The 18,563-nt window shown below is 42.7% G+C and carries 21 protein-coding genes; 7 read left to right on the top strand and 14 right to left on the bottom strand.

The features are described from left to right. The first annotated feature begins 12 nt into the window (after positions 1-12). From E0F88_RS04055 to E0F88_RS04040, 4 genes are all read left to right on the top strand, one after another. Entirely contained in the window at positions 13-945 is a 933-nt protein-coding gene (locus E0F88_RS04055) for an NAD-dependent epimerase/dehydratase family protein (protein WP_131956846.1), read from the top strand. Positions 946-964: 19 nt separating this feature from the next. Continuing rightward, positions 965-1,813, top strand: a complete 849-nt coding sequence (locus E0F88_RS04050) for a hypothetical protein (protein ID WP_131956845.1) — start codon at positions 965-967, stop codon at positions 1,811-1,813. Between the two features lie 80 nt (positions 1,814-1,893). Further along, positions 1,894-2,304, top strand: coding sequence for a Crp/Fnr family transcriptional regulator (locus E0F88_RS04045; RefSeq protein ID WP_229213672.1), 411 nt, complete (start codon positions 1,894-1,896; stop codon positions 2,302-2,304). A 270-nt stretch (positions 2,305-2,574) separates the two neighbouring features. Then, on the top strand, positions 2,575-2,964 hold the full coding sequence (locus E0F88_RS04040; RefSeq protein WP_131956844.1) for a RidA family protein: 390 nt from the start codon (positions 2,575-2,577) through the stop codon (positions 2,962-2,964). A 50-nt stretch (positions 2,965-3,014) separates the two neighbouring features. Here E0F88_RS04040 and E0F88_RS04035 read toward each other — a convergent pair whose 3' ends face one another. The 9 genes from E0F88_RS04035 to E0F88_RS03995 all read right to left on the bottom strand — a co-directional run bounded on the left by E0F88_RS04035 (position 3,015) and on the right by E0F88_RS03995 (position 11,025). Next, positions 3,015-3,926 carry a helix-turn-helix domain-containing protein gene (locus E0F88_RS04035; protein WP_131956843.1) on the bottom strand — a complete coding sequence of 304 codons (912 nt, stop codon included), beginning with the start codon at positions 3,924-3,926 and terminating at the stop codon, positions 3,015-3,017. Positions 3,927-3,986: 60 nt separating this feature from the next. Next, positions 3,987-4,787 carry an SDR family oxidoreductase gene (locus E0F88_RS04030; RefSeq protein WP_131956842.1) on the bottom strand — a complete coding sequence of 267 codons (801 nt, stop codon included), beginning with the start codon at positions 4,785-4,787 and terminating at the stop codon, positions 3,987-3,989. Between the two features lie 117 nt (positions 4,788-4,904). Further along, a complete protein-coding gene (locus E0F88_RS04025) occupies positions 4,905-5,216 on the bottom strand; it encodes a hypothetical protein (protein ID WP_181956076.1) in 312 nt (103 codons plus the stop codon). Positions 5,217-5,334: 118 nt separating this feature from the next. Beyond that, complete coding sequence (locus E0F88_RS04020; RefSeq protein WP_131956841.1) at positions 5,335-5,697, bottom strand: hypothetical protein; 363 nt, start codon at positions 5,695-5,697, stop codon at positions 5,335-5,337. A 6-nt stretch (positions 5,698-5,703) separates the two neighbouring features. Then, the gene (locus E0F88_RS33940) at positions 5,704-6,012 is read right to left on the bottom strand and encodes a hypothetical protein (protein WP_181956075.1); all 309 of its coding nucleotides are present in this window, start codon (positions 6,010-6,012) and stop codon (positions 5,704-5,706) included. Between the two features lie 419 nt (positions 6,013-6,431). Continuing rightward, a complete protein-coding gene (locus tag E0F88_RS04010; protein ID WP_131956840.1) occupies positions 6,432-8,162 on the bottom strand; it encodes a HAMP domain-containing sensor histidine kinase in 1,731 nt (576 codons plus the stop codon). Then, positions 8,162-9,292 carry a sensor protein KdpD gene (locus tag E0F88_RS04005; protein WP_131956839.1) on the bottom strand — a complete coding sequence of 377 codons (1,131 nt, stop codon included), beginning with the start codon at positions 9,290-9,292 and terminating at the stop codon, positions 8,162-8,164. Before E0F88_RS04005 ends, E0F88_RS04010 begins: the two co-directional genes overlap by 1 nt. Continuing rightward, complete coding sequence (locus E0F88_RS04000; RefSeq protein ID WP_131956838.1) at positions 9,293-10,372, bottom strand: porin; 1,080 nt, start codon at positions 10,370-10,372, stop codon at positions 9,293-9,295. A 92-nt stretch (positions 10,373-10,464) separates the two neighbouring features. Then, on the bottom strand, positions 10,465-11,025 hold the full coding sequence (locus tag E0F88_RS03995) for a K(+)-transporting ATPase subunit C (protein ID WP_131956837.1): 561 nt from the start codon (positions 11,023-11,025) through the stop codon (positions 10,465-10,467). A gap of 43 nt (positions 11,026-11,068) precedes the next feature. Between E0F88_RS03995 and E0F88_RS03990 the strand changes: the two genes are divergently transcribed. Together E0F88_RS03990 and E0F88_RS03985 are read left to right on the top strand one after the other, a co-directional pair. Next, positions 11,069-11,299, top strand: a complete 231-nt coding sequence (locus E0F88_RS03990; RefSeq protein ID WP_131956836.1) for a hypothetical protein — start codon at positions 11,069-11,071, stop codon at positions 11,297-11,299. Beyond that, positions 11,280-11,693: a PIN domain-containing protein gene (locus tag E0F88_RS03985; RefSeq protein ID WP_131956835.1), complete on the top strand. Its 414-nt coding sequence runs from the start codon at positions 11,280-11,282 to the stop codon at positions 11,691-11,693. Before E0F88_RS03990 ends, E0F88_RS03985 begins: the two co-directional genes overlap by 20 nt. Before the next feature lie 3 nt (positions 11,694-11,696). Here the strand turns inward: E0F88_RS03985 and kdpB are convergent, their stop codons facing one another. From kdpB to E0F88_RS03965, 4 genes are all read right to left on the bottom strand, one after another. Then, positions 11,697-13,739, bottom strand: a complete 2,043-nt coding sequence (gene kdpB, locus E0F88_RS03980) for a potassium-transporting ATPase subunit KdpB (protein WP_131956834.1) — start codon at positions 13,737-13,739, stop codon at positions 11,697-11,699. A gap of 90 nt (positions 13,740-13,829) precedes the next feature. Further along, entirely contained in the window at positions 13,830-15,518 is a 1,689-nt protein-coding gene (kdpA, locus tag E0F88_RS03975) for a potassium-transporting ATPase subunit KdpA (protein ID WP_131956833.1), read from the bottom strand. Positions 15,519-15,566: 48 nt separating this feature from the next. Continuing rightward, complete coding sequence (locus tag E0F88_RS34730; protein ID WP_131957632.1) at positions 15,567-15,644, bottom strand: potassium-transporting ATPase subunit F; 78 nt, start codon at positions 15,642-15,644, stop codon at positions 15,567-15,569. A gap of 110 nt (positions 15,645-15,754) precedes the next feature. Further along, entirely contained in the window at positions 15,755-16,033 is a 279-nt protein-coding gene (locus tag E0F88_RS03965; RefSeq protein WP_131956832.1) for a DUF7674 family protein, read from the bottom strand. Between the two features lie 457 nt (positions 16,034-16,490). On the opposite strand from E0F88_RS03965, the gene E0F88_RS03960 reads away from it, so the two are divergent. Beyond that, positions 16,491-16,946 carry a ferritin-like domain-containing protein gene (locus E0F88_RS03960; RefSeq protein ID WP_131956831.1) on the top strand — a complete coding sequence of 152 codons (456 nt, stop codon included), beginning with the start codon at positions 16,491-16,493 and terminating at the stop codon, positions 16,944-16,946. A gap of 92 nt (positions 16,947-17,038) precedes the next feature. Here the strand turns inward: E0F88_RS03960 and E0F88_RS03955 are convergent, their stop codons facing one another. After that, positions 17,039-18,520: an arylsulfatase gene (locus tag E0F88_RS03955; protein WP_131956830.1), complete on the bottom strand. Its 1,482-nt coding sequence runs from the start codon at positions 18,518-18,520 to the stop codon at positions 17,039-17,041. Between the last annotated feature and the right edge of the window lie 43 nt (positions 18,521-18,563).

Here is an 18,563-nt window from a genome sequence, read left to right as displayed (position 1 = left end):
AACTTTATATTTATGCAAACTATATTAGGTGCCGGAGGCGATATATCAAGTTTACTGGCAAAGGAATTAAAACAATTTACATCAAAAATCCGGTTAGTATCGCGTAATCCCCAGCGCATAAACGCCGATGATGAATTGATGGCACTGGATTTGTCGAAAAGGGAAGACGTATTGAAAGCCATAGAAGGATCGGATGTCGTTTATCTTACCGTCGGACTAAAATACGATTTCAGAATTTGGCAGGAACAATGGCCGGTTATAGTGCGGAATGTGATCGAGGGATGCCTCAAATACAACTGCAAACTTGTCTTTTTCGATAACGTCTACATGTATGATAAAGATGCGATTCCTAATATGACGGAAGAAAGTCCAATCAACCCTCCGTCTAAAAAAGGAAAAGTAAGGTTGCAGGTGGTAGAATTAATTAATGACGCCATCAGGAATAAAAACCTGAAAGCACTTATTGCCCGCAGCGCGGATTTTTACGGTCCCGGTGCAAAAAACGGCATTCTCAACATATTGGTCCTGGATAACCTGGTAAAAGGAAAAAAGGCGAATTGGCAGTCAGATGTCGATAAAATCCACTCTTTCACCTACGTGCCGGACGCTGCCAAAGCTACCGCATTGCTGGGAAACACAGATAGCGCGTATGGTCAGGTTTGGCACTTGCCGACATCAGCCGAGCGACTGACCGGAAGACAATTTATAGAAAAAGCCACCGGAATGTTGAATAAGAAAAATTCCTACATGTTGCTCAGTCCCTTTGTATTGTCTTTTTTAGGCATTTTCATAAAAACATTAAAGGAGCTCGTAGAGATGCAGTATCAGAATACACAGGATTATTTTTTCAATAGTGACAAGTTCTGTAAAAAGTTCTCTTTTACACCAACAAGCTATGAAGATGGGATGCGGGAAGTATTAGCGCATAAGGGCGCCTCTAGCTGATAAAACGAAATACCATCCGATGCACAATCAAAAACTTTATCGAAACATAAGTCAGGCTTACCTGTCCATGATACCCATTGTAACTGCCGTGCTTGGCTTTACCTTAAACAATGTGAGTTATCAAACCTACCTGCCGATATGGCTCACAAGTGCCTTCCTGATGATGGCGGCTTCATGGATACTTGGTGCCCGCAGCTTTACGAATACCAACAATGAGAAGCAGTATTTGGCGGTAAGCGGATTTTTATTGGTTGCGCCATGGATATTCTTTTCCATTTTTGCAGGAATGGGTTCTCCTCCCGAAACTTATGCGGAATGGGTATCAAATGCATTTGAACAACAGGTAAGATATGCTTTTCTTATAACAGGCGGCGTGTTACTCACATTTGGTTTTGCAGTTTTAAGAGACGGCATCAAAGATACCAGCGGGCGAATTTTTTCTATCATTGGGTTTACTGCAATTGCTATTGCAATGACCTTTTTTATTTTGGATATGGGTTATTGGCATAGCTTTCTGCTTGAAACATTTAAAACGAAAGAAGCCGTTTCACTAAATAAATTACCTGAATGGCATAAGCCGGTTCAAAAACTTTTCCTGCTAATATCAATTGTTGAAGTCTCCCTCGCTTATCTTGCAACGGCTGCTTTTGTTGCATCATTGAAATCGGCAGGATGGTTAAAAAATAACGCTTCCCGGATATACATTGTAATAAGTTTACTGGCTTTTATTTTAGTCTCTCTTTACGGTTTTTATCCTGAAAAAGTCACAAACAACGGTTTTCCATTTTATCCATTTATGATTCCTGCTATTCCTTTTGTAATGCCTTTTTATATAGGTGTAAATTTATTGAGGCGTGCCGGAAATTAATTTCAAACGTGGTCCGCACCAGTTCAAAACTATACCTTGCTATCTTAAATATCAAAACTCCCGCAGACCAAACCTCGTATATGCACCAGAAACTTAAGGAACATATCGAAAAAATAATACCGCTTAGTGATGATGAGTTTGCGTTTGTGCTTTCTCATTTTTCTGCCAGAAAATTTAAAAAACACCAGTTTCTTATCCAGCCAGGCGAACCTGTGAAGTATCACTACTTTATCGTTTCCGGACTTACAAAGCTTGTTTTTACAGAAGATTCAGGGAAACAGCATATCGTTTCTTTTGCAATGGAAGATTGGTGGGAAAGCGATTTTTACGCCTTCTATACCCAGACCAATGCAACCATGTCGCTGGAATGCCTGGAAGATACAGAAGTATTCTGCATCTCTTACGAAAACTACAAAAAGCTTCGTAACGACTTTCAAAAAATGGAGCGTTTTTTGCTTGAAAAGGCAAATTTAGGTTTCCTCAGCGCGTAGAGACGTATCATTTCTTCGTTAACGTCCAGTTCCAGAGAACGTTATGAACAGCTCCTTACACAATATCCTTCGCTTGTTCAGCGTGTACCCAAAAGCCTCTTAGCTGCCTATCTGGGCGTTTCGCGCGAAACTCTGAGCAGATTTTCTTCATAATGTGACAAACCTCACACCAAAATCTTGAGGTTTGTCAAGATTTCAATTTCCAGCTTATCCTGAACTTTGCAGTATAATTTTCAACAATGGCCTGAAAGGGCATAAACGCAAAGCAGAATGGAAAAGAGAATCATCAATCCCTGGAAATGGCAGGATGAACGCAGCTATGTACAGGCTGTTGAGGTAAAAAATGTTGAAAGCACATTGTATGTTTCCGGTCAGACAGCCATAAGTGCCGATGGAATATCAAGCAATGAAGACATGAAATCCCAGATGGTTCAGGCTCTGAAAAACCTGGAAACGGTGATTGATGAAGCCGGATTTGAATGCAAAGGAATTGTCAGGTTGAATATCTACACCACTTCGACGGAAGAACTTTGGCCACACTTTCCTGTTTTTCAGGAATGGATTGCCAAACACGGTATCAGGCAGGCAACCATGCTAATGGAAGTAAAAAGTCTTTTTGAAACATTAAAAGTTGAACTTGAAGCAACGGTGGTTAAGTAGTCGTAAGGCTAACCCAATTCTCTGACTTTACAAAAACCACCTCCTTTTCTCTAATTAAACGTCTGCCTGAATTCCAAAGGCGAGAAGTTGGTTTTCTTTTTAAACAGTTTGTTGAAAGACTGAGGGTATTCAAAACCAAGTTGATACGCAATCTCAGAAACAGACAGGTTTGTAACGGCAAGGTATTCTTTCGCTTTATCAATCAGCTTTTCCTGAATGTGCTGCTGGGCGCTTTGCCCGGTAAGCGAGCGTAACATATCACTCAGATAATGAGGTGATAAATTGAGTTTCTCTGCAAGGAGTTCAACTGAAGGGAGTTTGCGATCAGGCGTTTGTTCATTCTCAAACAATTCGCTTAGCACTTTTTCCATTTTGGTAAGCAAATCGTGATTTACAGCTTTTCTGGTAATGAATTGCCGCTCATAAAAACGGTTACTGTAATTTAATAACAGATCGAGTTGTGACAAAACAATTTCCTGTGTGTGCCGGTCGATATGCTGGCATTCCTCATCAATTTTTTCAAAAATTTCAAAAATGTTTTTCTCTTCCTTTTCTGAAAGATGCAGGGCTTCATTTACAGCGTAGGAAAAAAAACCGTAATTTTTTATTGCTGCTGCAAGGGGATGTTTGTAAAGAAAATCCGGATGAAATAACAGCGCATAACCCGTTCCCGATTGCGGACCAAGTATTTCTGCATGAGGCGCACTAAGCGACTGAATTTGTTTGGGAGCAATAAAAGTCATTAATCCCTTATCATAGTCGTAGTACTGCTGGCCATATTTCACTTTGCCTAAAACGTCTCTTTTCAGCGATACACAGTAAAAGTTCAGCGAAAACTGCTCCCAAACCCGATCATCCTTAAAGCGCATATCTGCCACGCGGGCTATGCTTATCAGCGGATGCAAAGGTTCCGGTAAGGAAACCAGACGATGGAATTCGGATATTGAATTAATAATATTCATTTCAACTTTTTTAAAGTTTTAAACAGACAGCTGCTGTTGACAGCTGCCTGGTATGTAAGGCTAGCTCAGAATCTGCTGCCTGATTTCCTTCCGGAACTCCTCGGAGCCGATTTCCAGACGTCTTGCAAACAGCGCTTTTGAATCTTCTCCGGCAACGTAACGAATCTGGTCTTTCCCATCTGTTGCTGCTTCGTAAACTACTTCTGCAACTTGTTCCGCACTGGCAGCGGCGTCCATCATAGAATCGGTTAGCGAGAATAATTTTTCTTCTAATCCCGCATATTCCGGGTGAAAATTTCTGTCGAGCGACCTGCCCAGAAATTCAGTTGCAATGCCACCGGGTGCAATGGTTTTGATTCCGATGTTATGTAATCCCAATTCAAATGACATACCTTCTGACCAGCCTTCGACAGCAAATTTGGTAGCATGGTAAATGGAATGCAAAGGAAATGCCAAAAATCCGCCCATGGAAGTTGTGCTGATAAACAAGCCGCTTTTCCGTTCTCTAAAATAAGGAATAAATGCCTGCGTAACCCGCAAAACACCTAAAAGATTGGTATTGACCTGTTTCAAAATCTGTTCATCGGTGAAGGCTTCCATGGCTCCCATCAGTCCATAACCTGCGTTGTTAAATACCACGTCAACGGATAATGAAATTGCTTTTGCAACAGTAATTTTGATTTGCTCAGTATCTGTAACGTCAAGCGGTAAAATCGTAACGTTTTTCAGTTGATTCAGTTCTGTTTCTTTTTCAGGATTGCGCATGGTGGCAAATACATTCCAGCCTTTTGACTGAAATAATCTGGCGGTGGCTTTTCCCAAACCTGCAGACGCACCTGTTATAAAAATTGTTTTTTGCATGATCTGTTGCGTTAATTTGATCATGCAAAATTCCAAAAACCGCCATAAAACACTGTTTCCAAATCGGGTTATGTTGTTTCCAAATTGACGGATCTTCAAAAAAGCGCAGCTTTCAGGTTATTTATCAATCAAATTTATTGGTTTTGCCAGCAGCTGTGATATAAAACTGTTGACGGTTTTTTCACCACCTCCGAGGTTATTGTAAACCGCCACGACACGGGGATTGATTGAAGGTTTACCCGAGTAAATACTCGCCCTGATGGCACCAAGCGACTGAATCGCATTTTGAACCGAGGTCTGGTTGATCTCACTGGGTAAAGGAATGGAGCCCGTGACACCTTCTCCGCTGATTCCAAGCGTTTGAATCACCAGGGTTCCCAGCACTTTTTTAGATTGTGCCGAAACACCCAAAGCCAGCAGATTTCCCAAGTCGACCTTTCCTGATCTCGGCAGTGTAAATCATCCTGAAATGAAAGAAGTTGTTGTATTGCGAAAAAATGTAAAAAGTGAATGAAGGATTCGCCCGGATGCTTTGCAAAGCTCATTACTACATTGCCAGATTTACTGTCCTGATTATCGTGTATGCAAAAACGGCTGAAATACACAAATTGACAATGGCCACAAACTGCGCTTTATGAAATCCGGAACTGTATCTGAAAGGTGTCAGTTCCATAAAAATAGTGACCACAGAAAAAAGAAAGTAAGAAGTCACCATCAGACGGATGTCTTTCCAGATCATACTTTTGCTAATCTCCCTTAAATCTGTGCTAAAAAGACTCTTTGTTACAAACAGATCATTTGGAAATAACCGAAGTGTGTACCAGGTATAAAAAATCGTCATCAAAATTACCACCAGAGAAAGCAGGTTCAGAATTTTAAGGTTTCTGAGATGTCTTTGATAAATTTTCATCGCCGGTTAATGTTGATGTTCCGTTTCACACTCATTTTCCTCATCATCAGGCTCTTCCTGATCCGGCGTATAAAAAAGCATAGCGGTACAAAAACAGTTTTTACAATCCTTGCTTAACAGGGTCTGGTAGTTCACACAACTTTTACAGCCCTGCCAGAATTTCTTCTCCTTTGTAATTTCATTGTAGGATACGGGCTCAAGCAACCGCTGGATGGATTTGTAAATGTCACTGCTCAGTGCGCTTCTTTTATACAGGCGTGTTAACTGAGGAAATTCTGTTTCTATTAACTGAATGCCTTCTGACTGGGAAATCATGGTTTAAATGTTGGTTGTTATTCAAACCTGGTTATTCCAAACCTGTACCCAGTCGGTTTTTTTTAGACAACAAAATCATAAGTAACTAAATATAAGCAACTTATTGTTTTAAATTTTATCTAGTAGTTATTTTTTAACACAAAACGTTTTATCAAATTGATAGGTTTTATCATTATGGAAGGCGGTAGTAAAATTGTTTTAGACACGGAAGAAAACTCGCGGTTATATCCCGTGGTAAGTTTTACCGTTTGGATGTCATCGCCCGTAGTGAAAAACTTTTCTAGATTTTGGAGCTTATGAGTTTAACATCACACAGCCTTCCCGATATGTCAAATGAAAAAGGTACGCTTCTAGGATACCTGGCCCTAAGTGGCGGGTAACTAATCATGTTTTTGAAAAAATCGCATTAAACTCTTCTACTACCCCCTACCCAACTCAAAAAAGAAAGTACTTCCCATGCCAATCTCACTATTTACCCCAATGTGGCCGCCCTGGGCTTCGATGAATTCTTTGCTGATGGCGAGGCCGAGGCCGGTTCCGGTTTTTGCGCTTCCGGGGACCTGGAAATAGCGGTTAAAAATCTTGGCCCGGTAACGGCTGTCTATTCCCTTGCCTTCGTCCTTTACCGAAAACTGAACTCCGCTGTTTAGTTCCTTGATTTGAATATGTATTTGTCCCTGCTGCTGTGAATACCGGATGGCGTTGGTCAGGAAATTGATGAGCACCCAGGCTGTTTTTTCCGTATCTGCTTTTACATCCGGGAGGTCCTCTTCCATCTCCACAACCAGTCCGATCTGTTTTTGCTCGGCCTGTACTTTCACGGCTTCCAAGGCATACTCCAGAATCTGTTCAGGCCGGGCCTGGTGGATATTGAGCTGAATATTCCCCGTCTCCACCTGCGACATATTCAGCAGTTCGCCTGTGATCTTCAAAAGGCGGTTACTGTCTTCCTTAATGCTCTCGATCAGCTGCTGCTGCTCGGGATTAACATGGCCGGTATTCTGGTTTTCAAGCAAAAGCAGGCTCATTTTAATCGACGAAATCGGTGTTTTCAGTTCATGCGAAACCGTGGCGATAAAGTTGGTTTTGGCGAAATCCAACTCTTTGAAAGGTGTAATATTTTTAAGAATGATAACATGACCAATCAGCTTTTTTTCTTTTTCGCCGGTCGGTGTGATGGAAATACTGACGATCTCTTTTTCAAAATAACTTTCCTTATTATCCGCATAAATTTTTAGCGGCGCAGACTGCTGATTATCCGTTTTTTCAGTCTGTGTCAGGTCATCAACCAGCGAACGCAGCAGGTCGTTATTCAGCGCCGCATCCTGTGCGGGTTTTCCTATGATATCAGCCGGCCGGAGCCCGGAGATTTTAAGTGCTTCGTTATTGATAAAAAGTACAATCTTGTTTTCATCCAGGCCAATGACCGGCTCGTGCATGTTGTTGATCAGCGTTTCGATCCGCATTTTTTCGACCAGAATCCGCGACAGGTTACTGCTGTTGTATTCTTCCAGTTTTTCGGCCATGGTATTAAACGAATTTGCCAGTTCCCCAAACTCGTTATTGCCACGGTAATAAACCCGCTGAGAATAGTTTTTAGCAGCTATCTCCCGGATGCTGTTGGTGAGCTCCCTGACCGGATTGGCAATATTCCCCGGCAGATTGACCAGCAAAGTCATCCCCAAAAGAAAACAAAGTGTGCTGGTTATCACGATCCACTGGTTGGCGGTTTCCGCAGTATTTTGTGCCAGGTCACTTTTACGCTGAATGGCAGCCATATTCAGCTCCATAAGCCGCGATACGTCTTTTCGGATCAAAAGATGAAGATTTACATCCTGCGGATTTTCTTTGAGTTTGACCAGCCGGAGACTTATCTGTTCCGTTGCCTGCTTTTCTCCCGGCTCGGTTATATTGCTTTTTTGCAAATTCAGATTCTTCTCAAAATCAGGAAAGCCGTTCTGGTTTTGCTGAATAACATCCAGGGCAGCAATCATGTTTTTGGCATACTCGAGTGTGTTATAATTGTCGGCAAGAATGTTTTTAGTGTCATTCTTAAGCGCATTGATGTTTCTTAGACCGACCGCCGAAAGCAGCAGGATCATCATAAACAAAAAGCCAATGCCCAGTCTTAGTTTGGTTTTAATATTCATCAGGATAGGATCACTAAGTCAATTTCAGAAACAGAAAGTTTTTTAAGAAGCTGGTTAAATATGTTGGTTGCCAGTATGACCCGAAACAGGTTCATGTGCGGCTTTCCAATACAAATTGTGGTTACCTGACGCTGCTCGGCTACTTCCATAATAGTCCGGGAAACGAACGGACTTTCTACGCGGATGATTTCCCCGCCCAGCTCGGTCGCCAGCTTAAAATTATTGATCAGGTGCCGTTGCTTGTCGAGCGCAATTTTATCGGTGCTTTCCTTTGGCGTCTGCACATAAAGCAACACCCACGGACTGTTGTAATAACTCGCAAGACGGGCGGTTTTACGGATCACATTTTTGGCTGTAACGGCATTACTGCTTATGCAGGCCAGAAACCGGTTTGGTTTTAACGCAGTCAGCCCCCGGGAAGAAATCTGCGTTTCCACTTTGCGAACCACCTGACTGGCCACTTCTTTTAAAGCCAGTTCACGCAGCTGTAAAATGTTGTTGGAAGTAAAAAAATTTCCCAGCGCTGTCGGTACTTTTTCAGGTGCATAAATCTTGCCTTCTTTCAACCGGGTAATCAGCTCATCGGCTGTCAGATCTATATTGACCACTTCATCCGCTGCTGCAAGCACGCTGTCCGGAATTCGCTCTTTGACCTCAACACCGGTGATATCCTTTACTTCTTCATTCAGACTTTCGATGTGCTGGATATTTACCGCACTGATCACATTGATGCCCGCATCGAGGATTTCCATCACATCCTGCCAGCGTTTGTCATTTTTGCTGCCTTCAATGTTTGTGTGAGCGAGCTCATCGATAATCACGATTTCAGGCCGCAAACTGATTACGGCCTGAATGTCCAATTCTTCAAGTTCTTTTCCTTTGTAAAAAAGTTTCCTGCGTGGAATCACCGGCAGGCCTTCCAACAGTGCATGCGTTTCCTGCCGGTTGTGGGTTTCGATGTATCCGATCTTGACATCAATTCCGTTTCGCATCAGCGTATGCGCCTCCTGCAACATCCGGTAAGTCTTGCCCACACCGGCGCTCATACCGATGTAGATTTTAAACTTGCCTTTGCGGGACTGCTGGATCAGGTCCAGAAAATGTTTTACGTGGCTTTCCTTTTCAGTCATCTAAAATGATAATGAAACAGATGTTGTTAAAAAGTAATTCTGCTTTTTGGCCGTATCGTTTTGTGTAAAGATAGCGTCTTTACTATTCAGAGACCTGGCTTCAACCCGCCACAAAACATTTGGTACTGGTAAATAATCAAAGTTTGCAGAATAGCCAAAGGTTTTGAAGCCGCTAGGCGTTCCGGTGCTGATGATCACACCGTTCTTGTCAGCATAATATTCCCCCCGTGCTGCAAGCCGAATTTTATCTGTTGGTGTAAACCGGGCAATTAAAACAGGTGTGTACCAGCTATTACTTCCGCTTCCCTGCACTTTCCTTTCAGTTCCAAAATCCAGACCGGCTATCAGCCCAAATTTTTCAGTCAGCTGAAAAATACCGTAAACATTGTGAAAATAACGCATTTGTTTCAAACTGTCCGGTTTATCATTTCCGATAAATGTGCTGTAATTCAGCGTTACAGACCCTGCCGGTTTGTAAGTGATCTGCGTTCCAAAGGCAGGCGTAGAATTGCCGTCTACCCGTTGAATATGCTGCCAGCCGTTGAGATACATGGCTGAAAGATATAGTTTATCGTCTTTCGTTGTAAAACCAAGTTTCAGTCCTGATTCAAAATAGGGAGAATTTTCAGCCAGGAGACTCCGGCTTAACGTCCAGTTGTCTTTCCCGATCGCGCTTTCAAAACCGATGTGCGAAGGCATAATCCCGGCATCCAGCCAAAGGTTGCTTTTTTGGGAAAGTTTTACGCCAATGTTCGCCTCATAAATGTTCTTCAAAACGCCTGGTTCCGCGCTGTAATTCGCATTCATGTAGGTTCCTGCTGCCAATGCCACGTTGGCCCTGACGCGGTCGGTCTGGTAGTTAATTTTAATAAAAGCCAGGTTCAGATTCACCTCATTAGCCCTGTTAAAATTGTAAAGAAAACCAGGGATGGTGTTGTTGTCCGGCCGGTTAAAATCATGACTATAATACGCCTCAGCATAACCGCTGATGGTCAATTGATTTTTTGTTTCTGTTGAATCCTGCGCGAAAGCCGGCTGCAAAATGGTTAAAGCTATCGCGCTTAAAAGTAAATTTTTCATTCGTACTGTACTTAAATTGGAAATGTAACGACGCTATTTCTCTCACCGGCCGCCGGACCGTAGCGTCGTTTTAGTTGATGGCAGGCGATTTTTTATTTAAGCTCATCAAGAGCGATATTGAGTTTCAACACATTGACTTTTTCCGGCCCGAACATACCCAGCAATGGAGCTTCGGTGTTTTTAGCAATCAACTGTTCCACTTTCTGCTGAGATACTTTTCTGATAGCTGCAATTCTTTTAACCTGTACCAAAGCAGAGTTAGAAGTGATATCCGGGTCAAGTCCGCTACCGCTGGCGGTCACCAATTCAACAGGAATATCCTTTTTTTCAACGCCGGGATTGTGTACCAGAAACGTATCGATACGCGCCTGCACAGTAGCCAGATAATCGGGATTGGAAGGTCCTTTGTTACTGCCGCCACTTCCGGCCGAGTTATACCCAACAGCCGAAGGGCGCGAATAGAAGTATTTATCCTGGGTAAATGTCTGCCCGATATTGGTGTAATACCTTTTACCACCTACCGTAACGACTTGGCCTTTACCTCCGTTTGGAGCCAGCTGGGCAACACCCCAGATCACAGCCGTATAAACCCCTGAAAAGAAAACCAGGGTAATCATTGTTAATTTAATTGCGGGAAATATGTTCGTTTTCATTATCGTTAATTTTTCTTTATTTTTGAGAATAAACACATGTCGTATGTTTCGAAAAATCTTTGTTGCGGAAAGTGCCTCTCAGCTAACTATTAACTTACCAATGGAATACCTTCATAAAGGAATTGAAGTTATTGCTTTTGAAGTAGAGGAAGATTTTAACTCTGTAGCATTAGCTAAGAAAACAGCAGCCCGTAACGCCATTCAATTTTTTAAGACTCTACAAATTGACATGAGTGACTTTAAATTTGACAGAGATGAGGCCAATAAGCGGTAGCTTCTTCGTTGATAGCAATATTGTACTGTATCTTCTTGACCATAATGATAGTCGAAAGAAAGAAATTGCTTCGGCGTTAATCGAAGAAGTCGCTTTTATCAGTCCCCAAGTCATTTTCGAATGTTTGAATGTTTGTATTAAAAAGTTTAAAATGGAACGGCCTCTGGTTGCTGCATTTTTAACTGAACTGATGAATGCCTCATACATACAATCTGAGAATGAGTCAACTGTCAACCAAGCCCTAATCATCTTCCATAAATATCTGATGCAACCTTTTGACTCTAAAATAATCGCTTCTGCTTTGGAAGCGGGTTGCAACACACTTTATTCAGAAGATATGCAGCATGGACTGATCATTGAAAAGCGGCTTACCATTATCAATCCCTTCTTGTAATATTTACAACCAGATACTCACTACCATATCAATCACTTTGATTCCGATAAAAGGGACGATCACGCCGCCTAATCCGTAGATAAACAAGTTTCTGCGAAGCAACGCGCTGGCTCCGATTGGTTTGTAGGCAACACCTTTTAAGGCGAGTGGTATCAGGATCGGAATAATGATTGCGTTAAAAACCACTGCTGAGAGAATTGCACTTTCGGGACTGTTCAGATTCATAATGTTCAAACCTTTTAAAGCCGGAATCGAAGCGATAAACAGGGCTGGAATGATGGCGAAATATTTGGCGACGTCATTGGCAATCGAGAAGGTGGTCAGCGTTCCGCGCGTCATCAAAAGTTGTTTTCCAATTTCCACGATCTCAATCAGTTTAGTCGGGTCATTATCCAGATCGACCATATTACCTGCCTCTTTGGCTGCCTGGGTTCCGCTGTTCATGGCCACACCTACATCAGCCTGCGCAAGTGCCGGCGCATCATTGGTCCCGTCTCCCATCATCGCTACCAGTTTACCGCTTTCCTGTTCACGTTTGATGTAGTTCATTTTATCTTCAGGCTTTGCTTCGGCGATAAAATCATCTACGCCTGCTTTTTCCGCAATAAATTTGGCAGTCAATGGATTATCACCTGTAACCATTACCGTTTTCACACCCATTTTGCGAAGACGCTCGAAACGTTCACTGATCCCGGTTTTGATGATATCCTGCAATTCGATCACACCCAGAACATGTTCGTTTTCTGAAACTACCAGCGGGGTTCCGCCGTTGCTGGAGATGTCTTTTACAGTTTGTTCAATATCGGATGGAAATTTGTTTCCGGCATTGACCGTCAGATTCCTGATCGAATCAAAAGCGCCTTTGCGAATCCGTGTCTGGTCAAAATCGACGCCGGAGCTTCTGGTTTCAGCAGTAAATTTGATAAAAACCGGGTTGTTGAGATTACTGTAAACAGACGGGTTTAAATTTGCCAGTTCGAGGATCGATTTTCCCTCCGGCGTTTCGTCCGCAATTGAACTTAAAACCGCGCATTTTATAAAGTGATTTTCTGTCACACCTCTGGCTGCATAGAAATGCGTGGCTTTTCTGTTTCCAATCGTGATCGTTCCTGTTTTGTCCAGAAGCAGTACATCAATATCCCCGGCTGTTTCCACCGCTTTACCTGATTTTGTAATGACATTCGCACGAAGCGCTCTATCCATCCCCGCGATCCCGATCGCTGACAGAAGCCCTCCGATGGTGGTTGGTATCAGACAAACGAAAAGGGAAATAAAAGCAGCGATCGTGATGGGCGTATTGGCAAAGTCGGCAAAAGGTTTCAGCGTCACACACACAATGATAAAGACCAATGTAAAACCTGCCAAAAGGATCGTCAGTGCAATTTCATTTGGTGTTTTCTGGCGGCTCGCACCTTCTACCAGAGCGATCATTTTATCAAGAAAACTTTCACCCGGAGCTGTGGTAACCATTACTTTGATTTTGTCGGAAAGCACTTTGGTACCACCCGTCACGCTGCTTTTATCTCCGCCAGCTTCCCGGATAACCGGAGCCGATTCTCCCGTGATCGCGCTTTCGTCTATGGTTGCAAGCCCTTCGATGATTTCACCGTCGGTCGGGATGTTATCGCCCGCTTCACAGATAAATACATCGCCTTTTTTCATCGAGGCAGACATTACATTTTTCGTATCCAGACCGAAACCCGGTTTGTTACTAAGAACCAGTTTAGCGGGTGTTTCTTCCCTGGTTTTACGAAGGCTGTCGGCCTGTGCTTTCCCCCTTGCTTCGGCAATTCCCTCTGCGAAATTGGCAAAAAGGAGCGTGAGCAAAAGCACCAGAAAAACTACAAAGTTATAAGCAAAACTACCTTGCGATTTTTCTCCTGCGAGCACCCAAAGGCTCACGATCAGCATGACAAACGTTCCGATCTCGACTGTAAACATAACAGGATTACGAAACATAATTTTAGGATTCAATTTGATAAATGATTGCTTTAAAGCCTCATTCACCAGTTCCTTTTGAAATAAGGAAGTATTTTGATTTTTCATTTTCTGTTAGCTATTGGCTACGGTCCGTCGCACGGCTAGCTTTAGCGGTTAGCCTTGGCTCGTAGCTGTTACTTTAAATAATAAGTGAGTTTAACGCATGCTGAAATACTCAGCGATTGGGCCTAAGGTTAGGGCTGGAAAGAACGATAGCGCGGTAATGATTACAATCACGGCCAGTACCATCACCCCGAACGTGCTTGAATCTGTACGCAGCGTACCCGCACTTTCAGGGATAAACTTCTTGTTTGCCATCAGACCTGCGATCGCAATTGGTCCTATGATCGGGATGTATCTTGACAAGATCAGTACAAAACCAGTTGTGATATTCCACCAAAGATTGTTGTCTCCCAGACCTTCAAAACCACTACCGTTGTTGGCTGACGATGATGTATATTCGTAAAGCATTTCACTGAAACCATGAAAGCCCGGATTATTTAATGTACCCGACGTAATTTCAGGAAAGGCAGCTGCAAGTGCGGTACCGGCCAGGATCAGCAACGGATGTAAAAGTGCAACGATCATGGCGATTTTCATTTCCCTGCCTTCAATTTTTTTACCCAATAATTCCGGTGTACGCCCAACCATCAGTCCTGAGATAAACACAGCCAGAATGATAAAAATAAAGAAGTTCAGCATACCAACCCCGCAGCCCCCGTAAAAGGCATTGGTCATCATGGCAAGCAGCTGCGTCATGCCGGAAAGCGGCGTGAAGCTATCGTGCATCGAGTTGACGGAGCCTGTTGAAATCACCGTTGTGGCGATACTCCAGTATGCCGATGCGGTACTTCCCAAACGAACTTCCTTGCCTTCCATCGCGCCTGAACTGTTGTCGATTCCCATGGCCGTAATTGCGTGGTTACCGCCATTTTCCCAGCTAATTGTTGGAATAGTTAGCACCAGAAACCCGATCGTCATTACCCCGAAGATCATCCAGGCCATTTTCTTTCTTTTTAAAAAGAAACCGAACGCAAATACCATCGCTATCGGAACGATCATCTGGCCGATCATTTCGGCCATGTTCGTCAGGTAATTAGGGTTTTCAAGCGGATGAGCTGAGTTGGCACCAAAATATCCGCCTCCATTGGTCCCCACGTGTTTGATAGCCACGAAAGCCGCAACCGGCCCGGTTGAAACACCAACGGTATCGCCCTGCATATTGACAATGGTATCCTTTCCATCAAAGGTCATCGGCGTGCCGTTAAAGACCAGGATAATGGCAATAACGATGGAAACAGGAAGCAAAATCCTTGTACATGATTTCAACAGCAGATTGTAGAAATTACCCAGCTTATCCGTTGTCCGCTCTCTTAAAGCCATAAACAAAATGGCTGCCGCTGCCAAACCCGTCCCGGCTGTTACAAAGTGCAGGAACATCAGAAACAATTGTGATAAATAACTAAGTCCGCTCTCTCCTGAATAATGTTGCAAATTACAATTTACTACGAACGAGATGCTTGTGTTGAATGCAAGATCAGCGCTTTGGGAAGGGTTTCCATCCGGATTAAACGGAAGCGATCCCTGGCTCATCAATACAAACATACCCAGCAGAAACCATACAAAATTAATCGTCAGCAGCGCAGTCATGTGCTGTTTCCAGTTCATTTCCGACTTTTCGTCAATACCGCTAATGCGGAAAAAGAACTTTTCGATTGGATTAAAAACGGGATCAAGAGGCGTTTTATCGCCTGAGTAAACTTTTGCGATGTACTTGCCAAACGGTATCGCGAATGCAACCGTCAGAGCAAACATGGCAATGATTCCTAATAATTCAGTTTTCATTTTTTTAGTTTTTAAATTCGATTTTAGAAGAATCGAAAAATATTCGGATTAGAATTTTTCGGGTTTGATCAGCACGTAACAGATGTAGACAAAAACCCCGATTGCAATAAAAAATAGCGCTGCCATGGTGTTAGATTTTTTCGAAGAATTGAATGGTTTTGTAAAAAAGCAGGAAGCATAAACTGCCCGCTGCCACTAAGAGGATTGTGATCATTGGATATGGTGTTAAAGTGGTACTAAAATGCGTTGTTCTGTTTGATATATTCTTTTTGAAGACTCGCCGGAAGAAGCATTTTCACATTGCAATGATGCAGCTCTAATATGGATGACAAATCGTATAGAAAGACGTTGATGACAGCATTTCTGGTTTGATAACTGCCACTCAAAAAAAGCTTTTCTGCTGCATCCAGACATTTACAGGCTCTCGCTATTTTACCTGCCAAAACCATCGTCACGGTCAGCTCAGCCATACGCTGCATCCGATTGTAAATACTGCTGTAATTCCCCGTTTTCATGGTTATTTATTTAAGTCTGCCAGAGTTGAGACCAAACTCATTCCATAAAAATTGATTTACACATAAGGAACTGATAAACAAATACTTGTATAAATAAAAATAAGTTAATCACAAAAAAAACCTTATCAATATGATAGGGTCTTATCAAAATGGATGGATGATGGAATGGGATTGACATTTTATTCCGACTGATATAATATCTTGTAACTGCGATTCAATCCAGAGTTACTATATCCAAAAGTGTATCGATCCCAATTGTAAGAAGGTGATTGAAAAATCATTACTTGACAGCCATTATCCATTTAGTAATCAACACATTATATTCAAAAGAGAAAATAATATCCAATTTTAAATAATTTTATTGTTGCCAAACAGTAACCCTCCCCGCGTCCGAATACCCATCCTGGCACGATATTCATAAATGCTTTTATTCACAACAACAAAAAAAGAAACCGTTATGGCAACTACAGCAAATTCAACAGGGGTAATCAACGATTTGATAGAAATTAACAATGACCGCGTAGCGGGTTTTGAAAAAGCAATTGCAGATATCAATGATGAGAACATTGATCTTAAAGCATTGTTCCAGGGTTACGCGGAACAGAGTCGTAAAAACAGTCTTGAACTGGCTGCAATAGTTGGTTCTGCGGAAGAAGTGGAAACTGGCAACAGTGTAAGCGGAACTTTGCACCGTGCATGGATTGATGTAAAATCACTATTTGGTGGCAGCGATCGCGCAAGCATTTTATCAGAAGCTGAACGCGGCGAAGATGCGATTAAAAAAGCATACAAAGATGCGCTAAGCGAAGGTGAACTTCCAACGGAAGCGCTTAATACCGTAAGCAGCCAGGCTGAGGGAATCAACGCTGCACATGACAAGATCAAAGCTTTGAGAGATGCAGCGAAAGCGTAGTCTTAAAATAATTTAAAGCAAAGCCGCCTCGGAAGAGGTGGCTTTTTTTATGGATGAATAACACTATTATGCCGCTGGCAGATATAATTTACTTACTTCTTTTCAATCTTTGGATCAATAAACTCCCATTCCCTGAGCGTTGCCTGATAATGCTCCTTACTTACGATGCCATTTAGTTTTTGAATAATTTCGGGATGGTTTGAAGCGATATCTTTTGTTTCCTTTTCATCCACCTGCATATCGTAGAGCTCCCAGGCTGTGTTGAGATTTATTTTCACATTGCTTTTTACGGCTTTGAATCTTTCGAAACGGATAGCGATTTCTCCGGACTTTTCAGGGAACTCAAAATAGAGATATTCCCGCGGTGTCATTTTTCCCACACCCGTTAAGGCAGGTACCAGCGAAATTCCGTCGGAGTGTGGCGGAGATTCAACCCCGGCTATTTCAGAAAGTGTAGCGAAAATGTCATACTGCACAGACACGTAATCGGTTGTGGTTCCCGGTTTGATATGCCCGGGCCAACGGGCGATAAACGGCTCGCGGATACCGCCTTCGTAAATATCCATTTTCATCCCCCTTAATCCGGCCACGCTGTTGAAAAACTTGGCATCCGTTCCGCCGTTGAAAGTCGTTCCATTATCACTCGAAAACATGATAACTGTATTTTCATCTAATCCAAGTTTTTTGATCTGCTCCTGGATTTTCCCAACCTGCTTATCCAGATAAGTGATCATCGCAGCATAGGTAGCGCGTGGGTATTTTGTGGAAGCATAACTTTTTTCTCCGTAATAAGGCTTTTCTTCAAACTTACCCAAATACTCCTTCACAGCTTCATCGGGAACCTGTAAAGAAACATGTGGTATCGTCATGGGCAGATACAGAAAAAAAGGTTTATCCTGGTTTTCTGTAATGAATTTTTGGGCTCGGTCAGCAATTTTATCGATGGCGTAGTCATTTCCCCTGAAATAATTAAACGCACTATCAGGAGCACCGGGTGCCAACTTTTTGTGCACATCAATGAAAGGATTATTGAGCTTATCCCGTTTACCATTATCCCATAAATGTGTCGGATAATAATTGTGTGCCTGCTTCTGATCGAGGTAACCATAAAAATAGTCAAAACCCTGATTATTGGGATTCCCGGTCGTATTGGCCATTCCAAGTCCCCATTTCCCAAAAGCACCGGTAACATATCCGGCATTTTTCAGCACTTTGGCAATTGTCACTGTTCCGTCCGGCAGCGGCATTTGGCCTCCCTCCTTGTCGTCTGCAAAACCTCCCATTTCGTAGTTGCCGCGGATAAAGGAATGCCCTCCGTGTCGGCCAGTCAGCAACATGCATCTTGCCGGCGCACAAACCGGTGTACTGGTATAATGTTTGGTAAAACGAATACCCTCTTTGGCCAATTTATCCAGATTGGGCGTTTTGATCTTTGTCTGGCCATAACAACCCAGCTCACCATAACCCAGATCATCCGCATAAATGTAAATGATATTGGGTTTTCGGGTTGTTTTCTGCGCAAAACCGGTTGAAAAGAAAAACAAGATCAAAAAAGTCGCCCTGAAAAAATTCATAAAATCCTAGTTGATGTGTTCAATTTAAATCTACCCGCTGTTG

The sequence above is a fragment of the Dyadobacter psychrotolerans genome, assembly GCF_004349265.1.
In the GTDB taxonomy this organism is placed as follows: Bacteria; Bacteroidota; Bacteroidia; order Cytophagales; family Spirosomataceae; genus Dyadobacter; species Dyadobacter psychrotolerans.
Note: the sequence above shows the minus strand (reverse complement) of the source record. Positions and strands in the feature narration are given on the sequence as shown.

Excerpts from the sequence above, each read along its gene's own strand:
- E0F88_RS04045 (WP_229213672.1), top strand. The coding sequence starts at position 1,894 with ATGCACCAGAAACTTAAGGAACATATCGAAAAAATAATACCGCTTAGT.
- E0F88_RS04005 (WP_131956839.1), bottom strand. The coding sequence starts at position 9,292 with ATGACTGAAAAGGAAAGCCACGTAAAACATTTTCTGGACCTGATCCAG.
- E0F88_RS04050 (WP_131956845.1), top strand. The coding sequence starts at position 965 with ATGCACAATCAAAAACTTTATCGAAACATAAGTCAGGCTTACCTGTCC.
- E0F88_RS03985 (WP_131956835.1), top strand. The coding sequence starts at position 11,280 with ATGAGGCCAATAAGCGGTAGCTTCTTCGTTGATAGCAATATTGTACTG.
- E0F88_RS04010 (WP_131956840.1), bottom strand. The coding sequence starts at position 8,162 with ATGAATATTAAAACCAAACTAAGACTGGGCATTGGCTTTTTGTTTATG.
- E0F88_RS04055 (WP_131956846.1), top strand. The coding sequence starts at position 13 with ATGCAAACTATATTAGGTGCCGGAGGCGATATATCAAGTTTACTGGCA.
- E0F88_RS04000 (WP_131956838.1), bottom strand. The coding sequence starts at position 10,372 with ATGAAAAATTTACTTTTAAGCGCGATAGCTTTAACCATTTTGCAGCCG.
- E0F88_RS03955 (WP_131956830.1), bottom strand. The coding sequence starts at position 18,520 with ATGAATTTTTTCAGGGCGACTTTTTTGATCTTGTTTTTCTTTTCAACC.
- E0F88_RS04030 (WP_131956842.1), bottom strand. The coding sequence starts at position 4,787 with ATGCAAAAAACAATTTTTATAACAGGTGCGTCTGCAGGTTTGGGAAAA.
- E0F88_RS03965 (WP_131956832.1), bottom strand. The coding sequence starts at position 16,033 with ATGAAAACGGGGAATTACAGCAGTATTTACAATCGGATGCAGCGTATG.
- E0F88_RS03960 (WP_131956831.1), top strand. The coding sequence starts at position 16,491 with ATGGCAACTACAGCAAATTCAACAGGGGTAATCAACGATTTGATAGAA.
- E0F88_RS04020 (WP_131956841.1), bottom strand. The coding sequence starts at position 5,697 with ATGAAAATTTATCAAAGACATCTCAGAAACCTTAAAATTCTGAACCTG.
- E0F88_RS04035 (WP_131956843.1), bottom strand. The coding sequence starts at position 3,926 with ATGAATATTATTAATTCAATATCCGAATTCCATCGTCTGGTTTCCTTA.
- kdpA (WP_131956833.1), bottom strand. The coding sequence starts at position 15,518 with ATGAAAACTGAATTATTAGGAATCATTGCCATGTTTGCTCTGACGGTT.
- E0F88_RS03995 (WP_131956837.1), bottom strand. The coding sequence starts at position 11,025 with ATGAAAACGAACATATTTCCCGCAATTAAATTAACAATGATTACCCTG.
- E0F88_RS34730 (WP_131957632.1), bottom strand. The coding sequence starts at position 15,644 with ATGGCAGCGCTATTTTTTATTGCAATCGGGGTTTTTGTCTACATCTGT.
- E0F88_RS03990 (WP_131956836.1), top strand. The coding sequence starts at position 11,069 with ATGTTTCGAAAAATCTTTGTTGCGGAAAGTGCCTCTCAGCTAACTATT.
- E0F88_RS04040 (WP_131956844.1), top strand. The coding sequence starts at position 2,575 with ATGGAAAAGAGAATCATCAATCCCTGGAAATGGCAGGATGAACGCAGC.
- kdpB (WP_131956834.1), bottom strand. The coding sequence starts at position 13,739 with ATGAAAAATCAAAATACTTCCTTATTTCAAAAGGAACTGGTGAATGAG.
- E0F88_RS33940 (WP_181956075.1), bottom strand. The coding sequence starts at position 6,012 with ATGATTTCCCAGTCAGAAGGCATTCAGTTAATAGAAACAGAATTTCCT.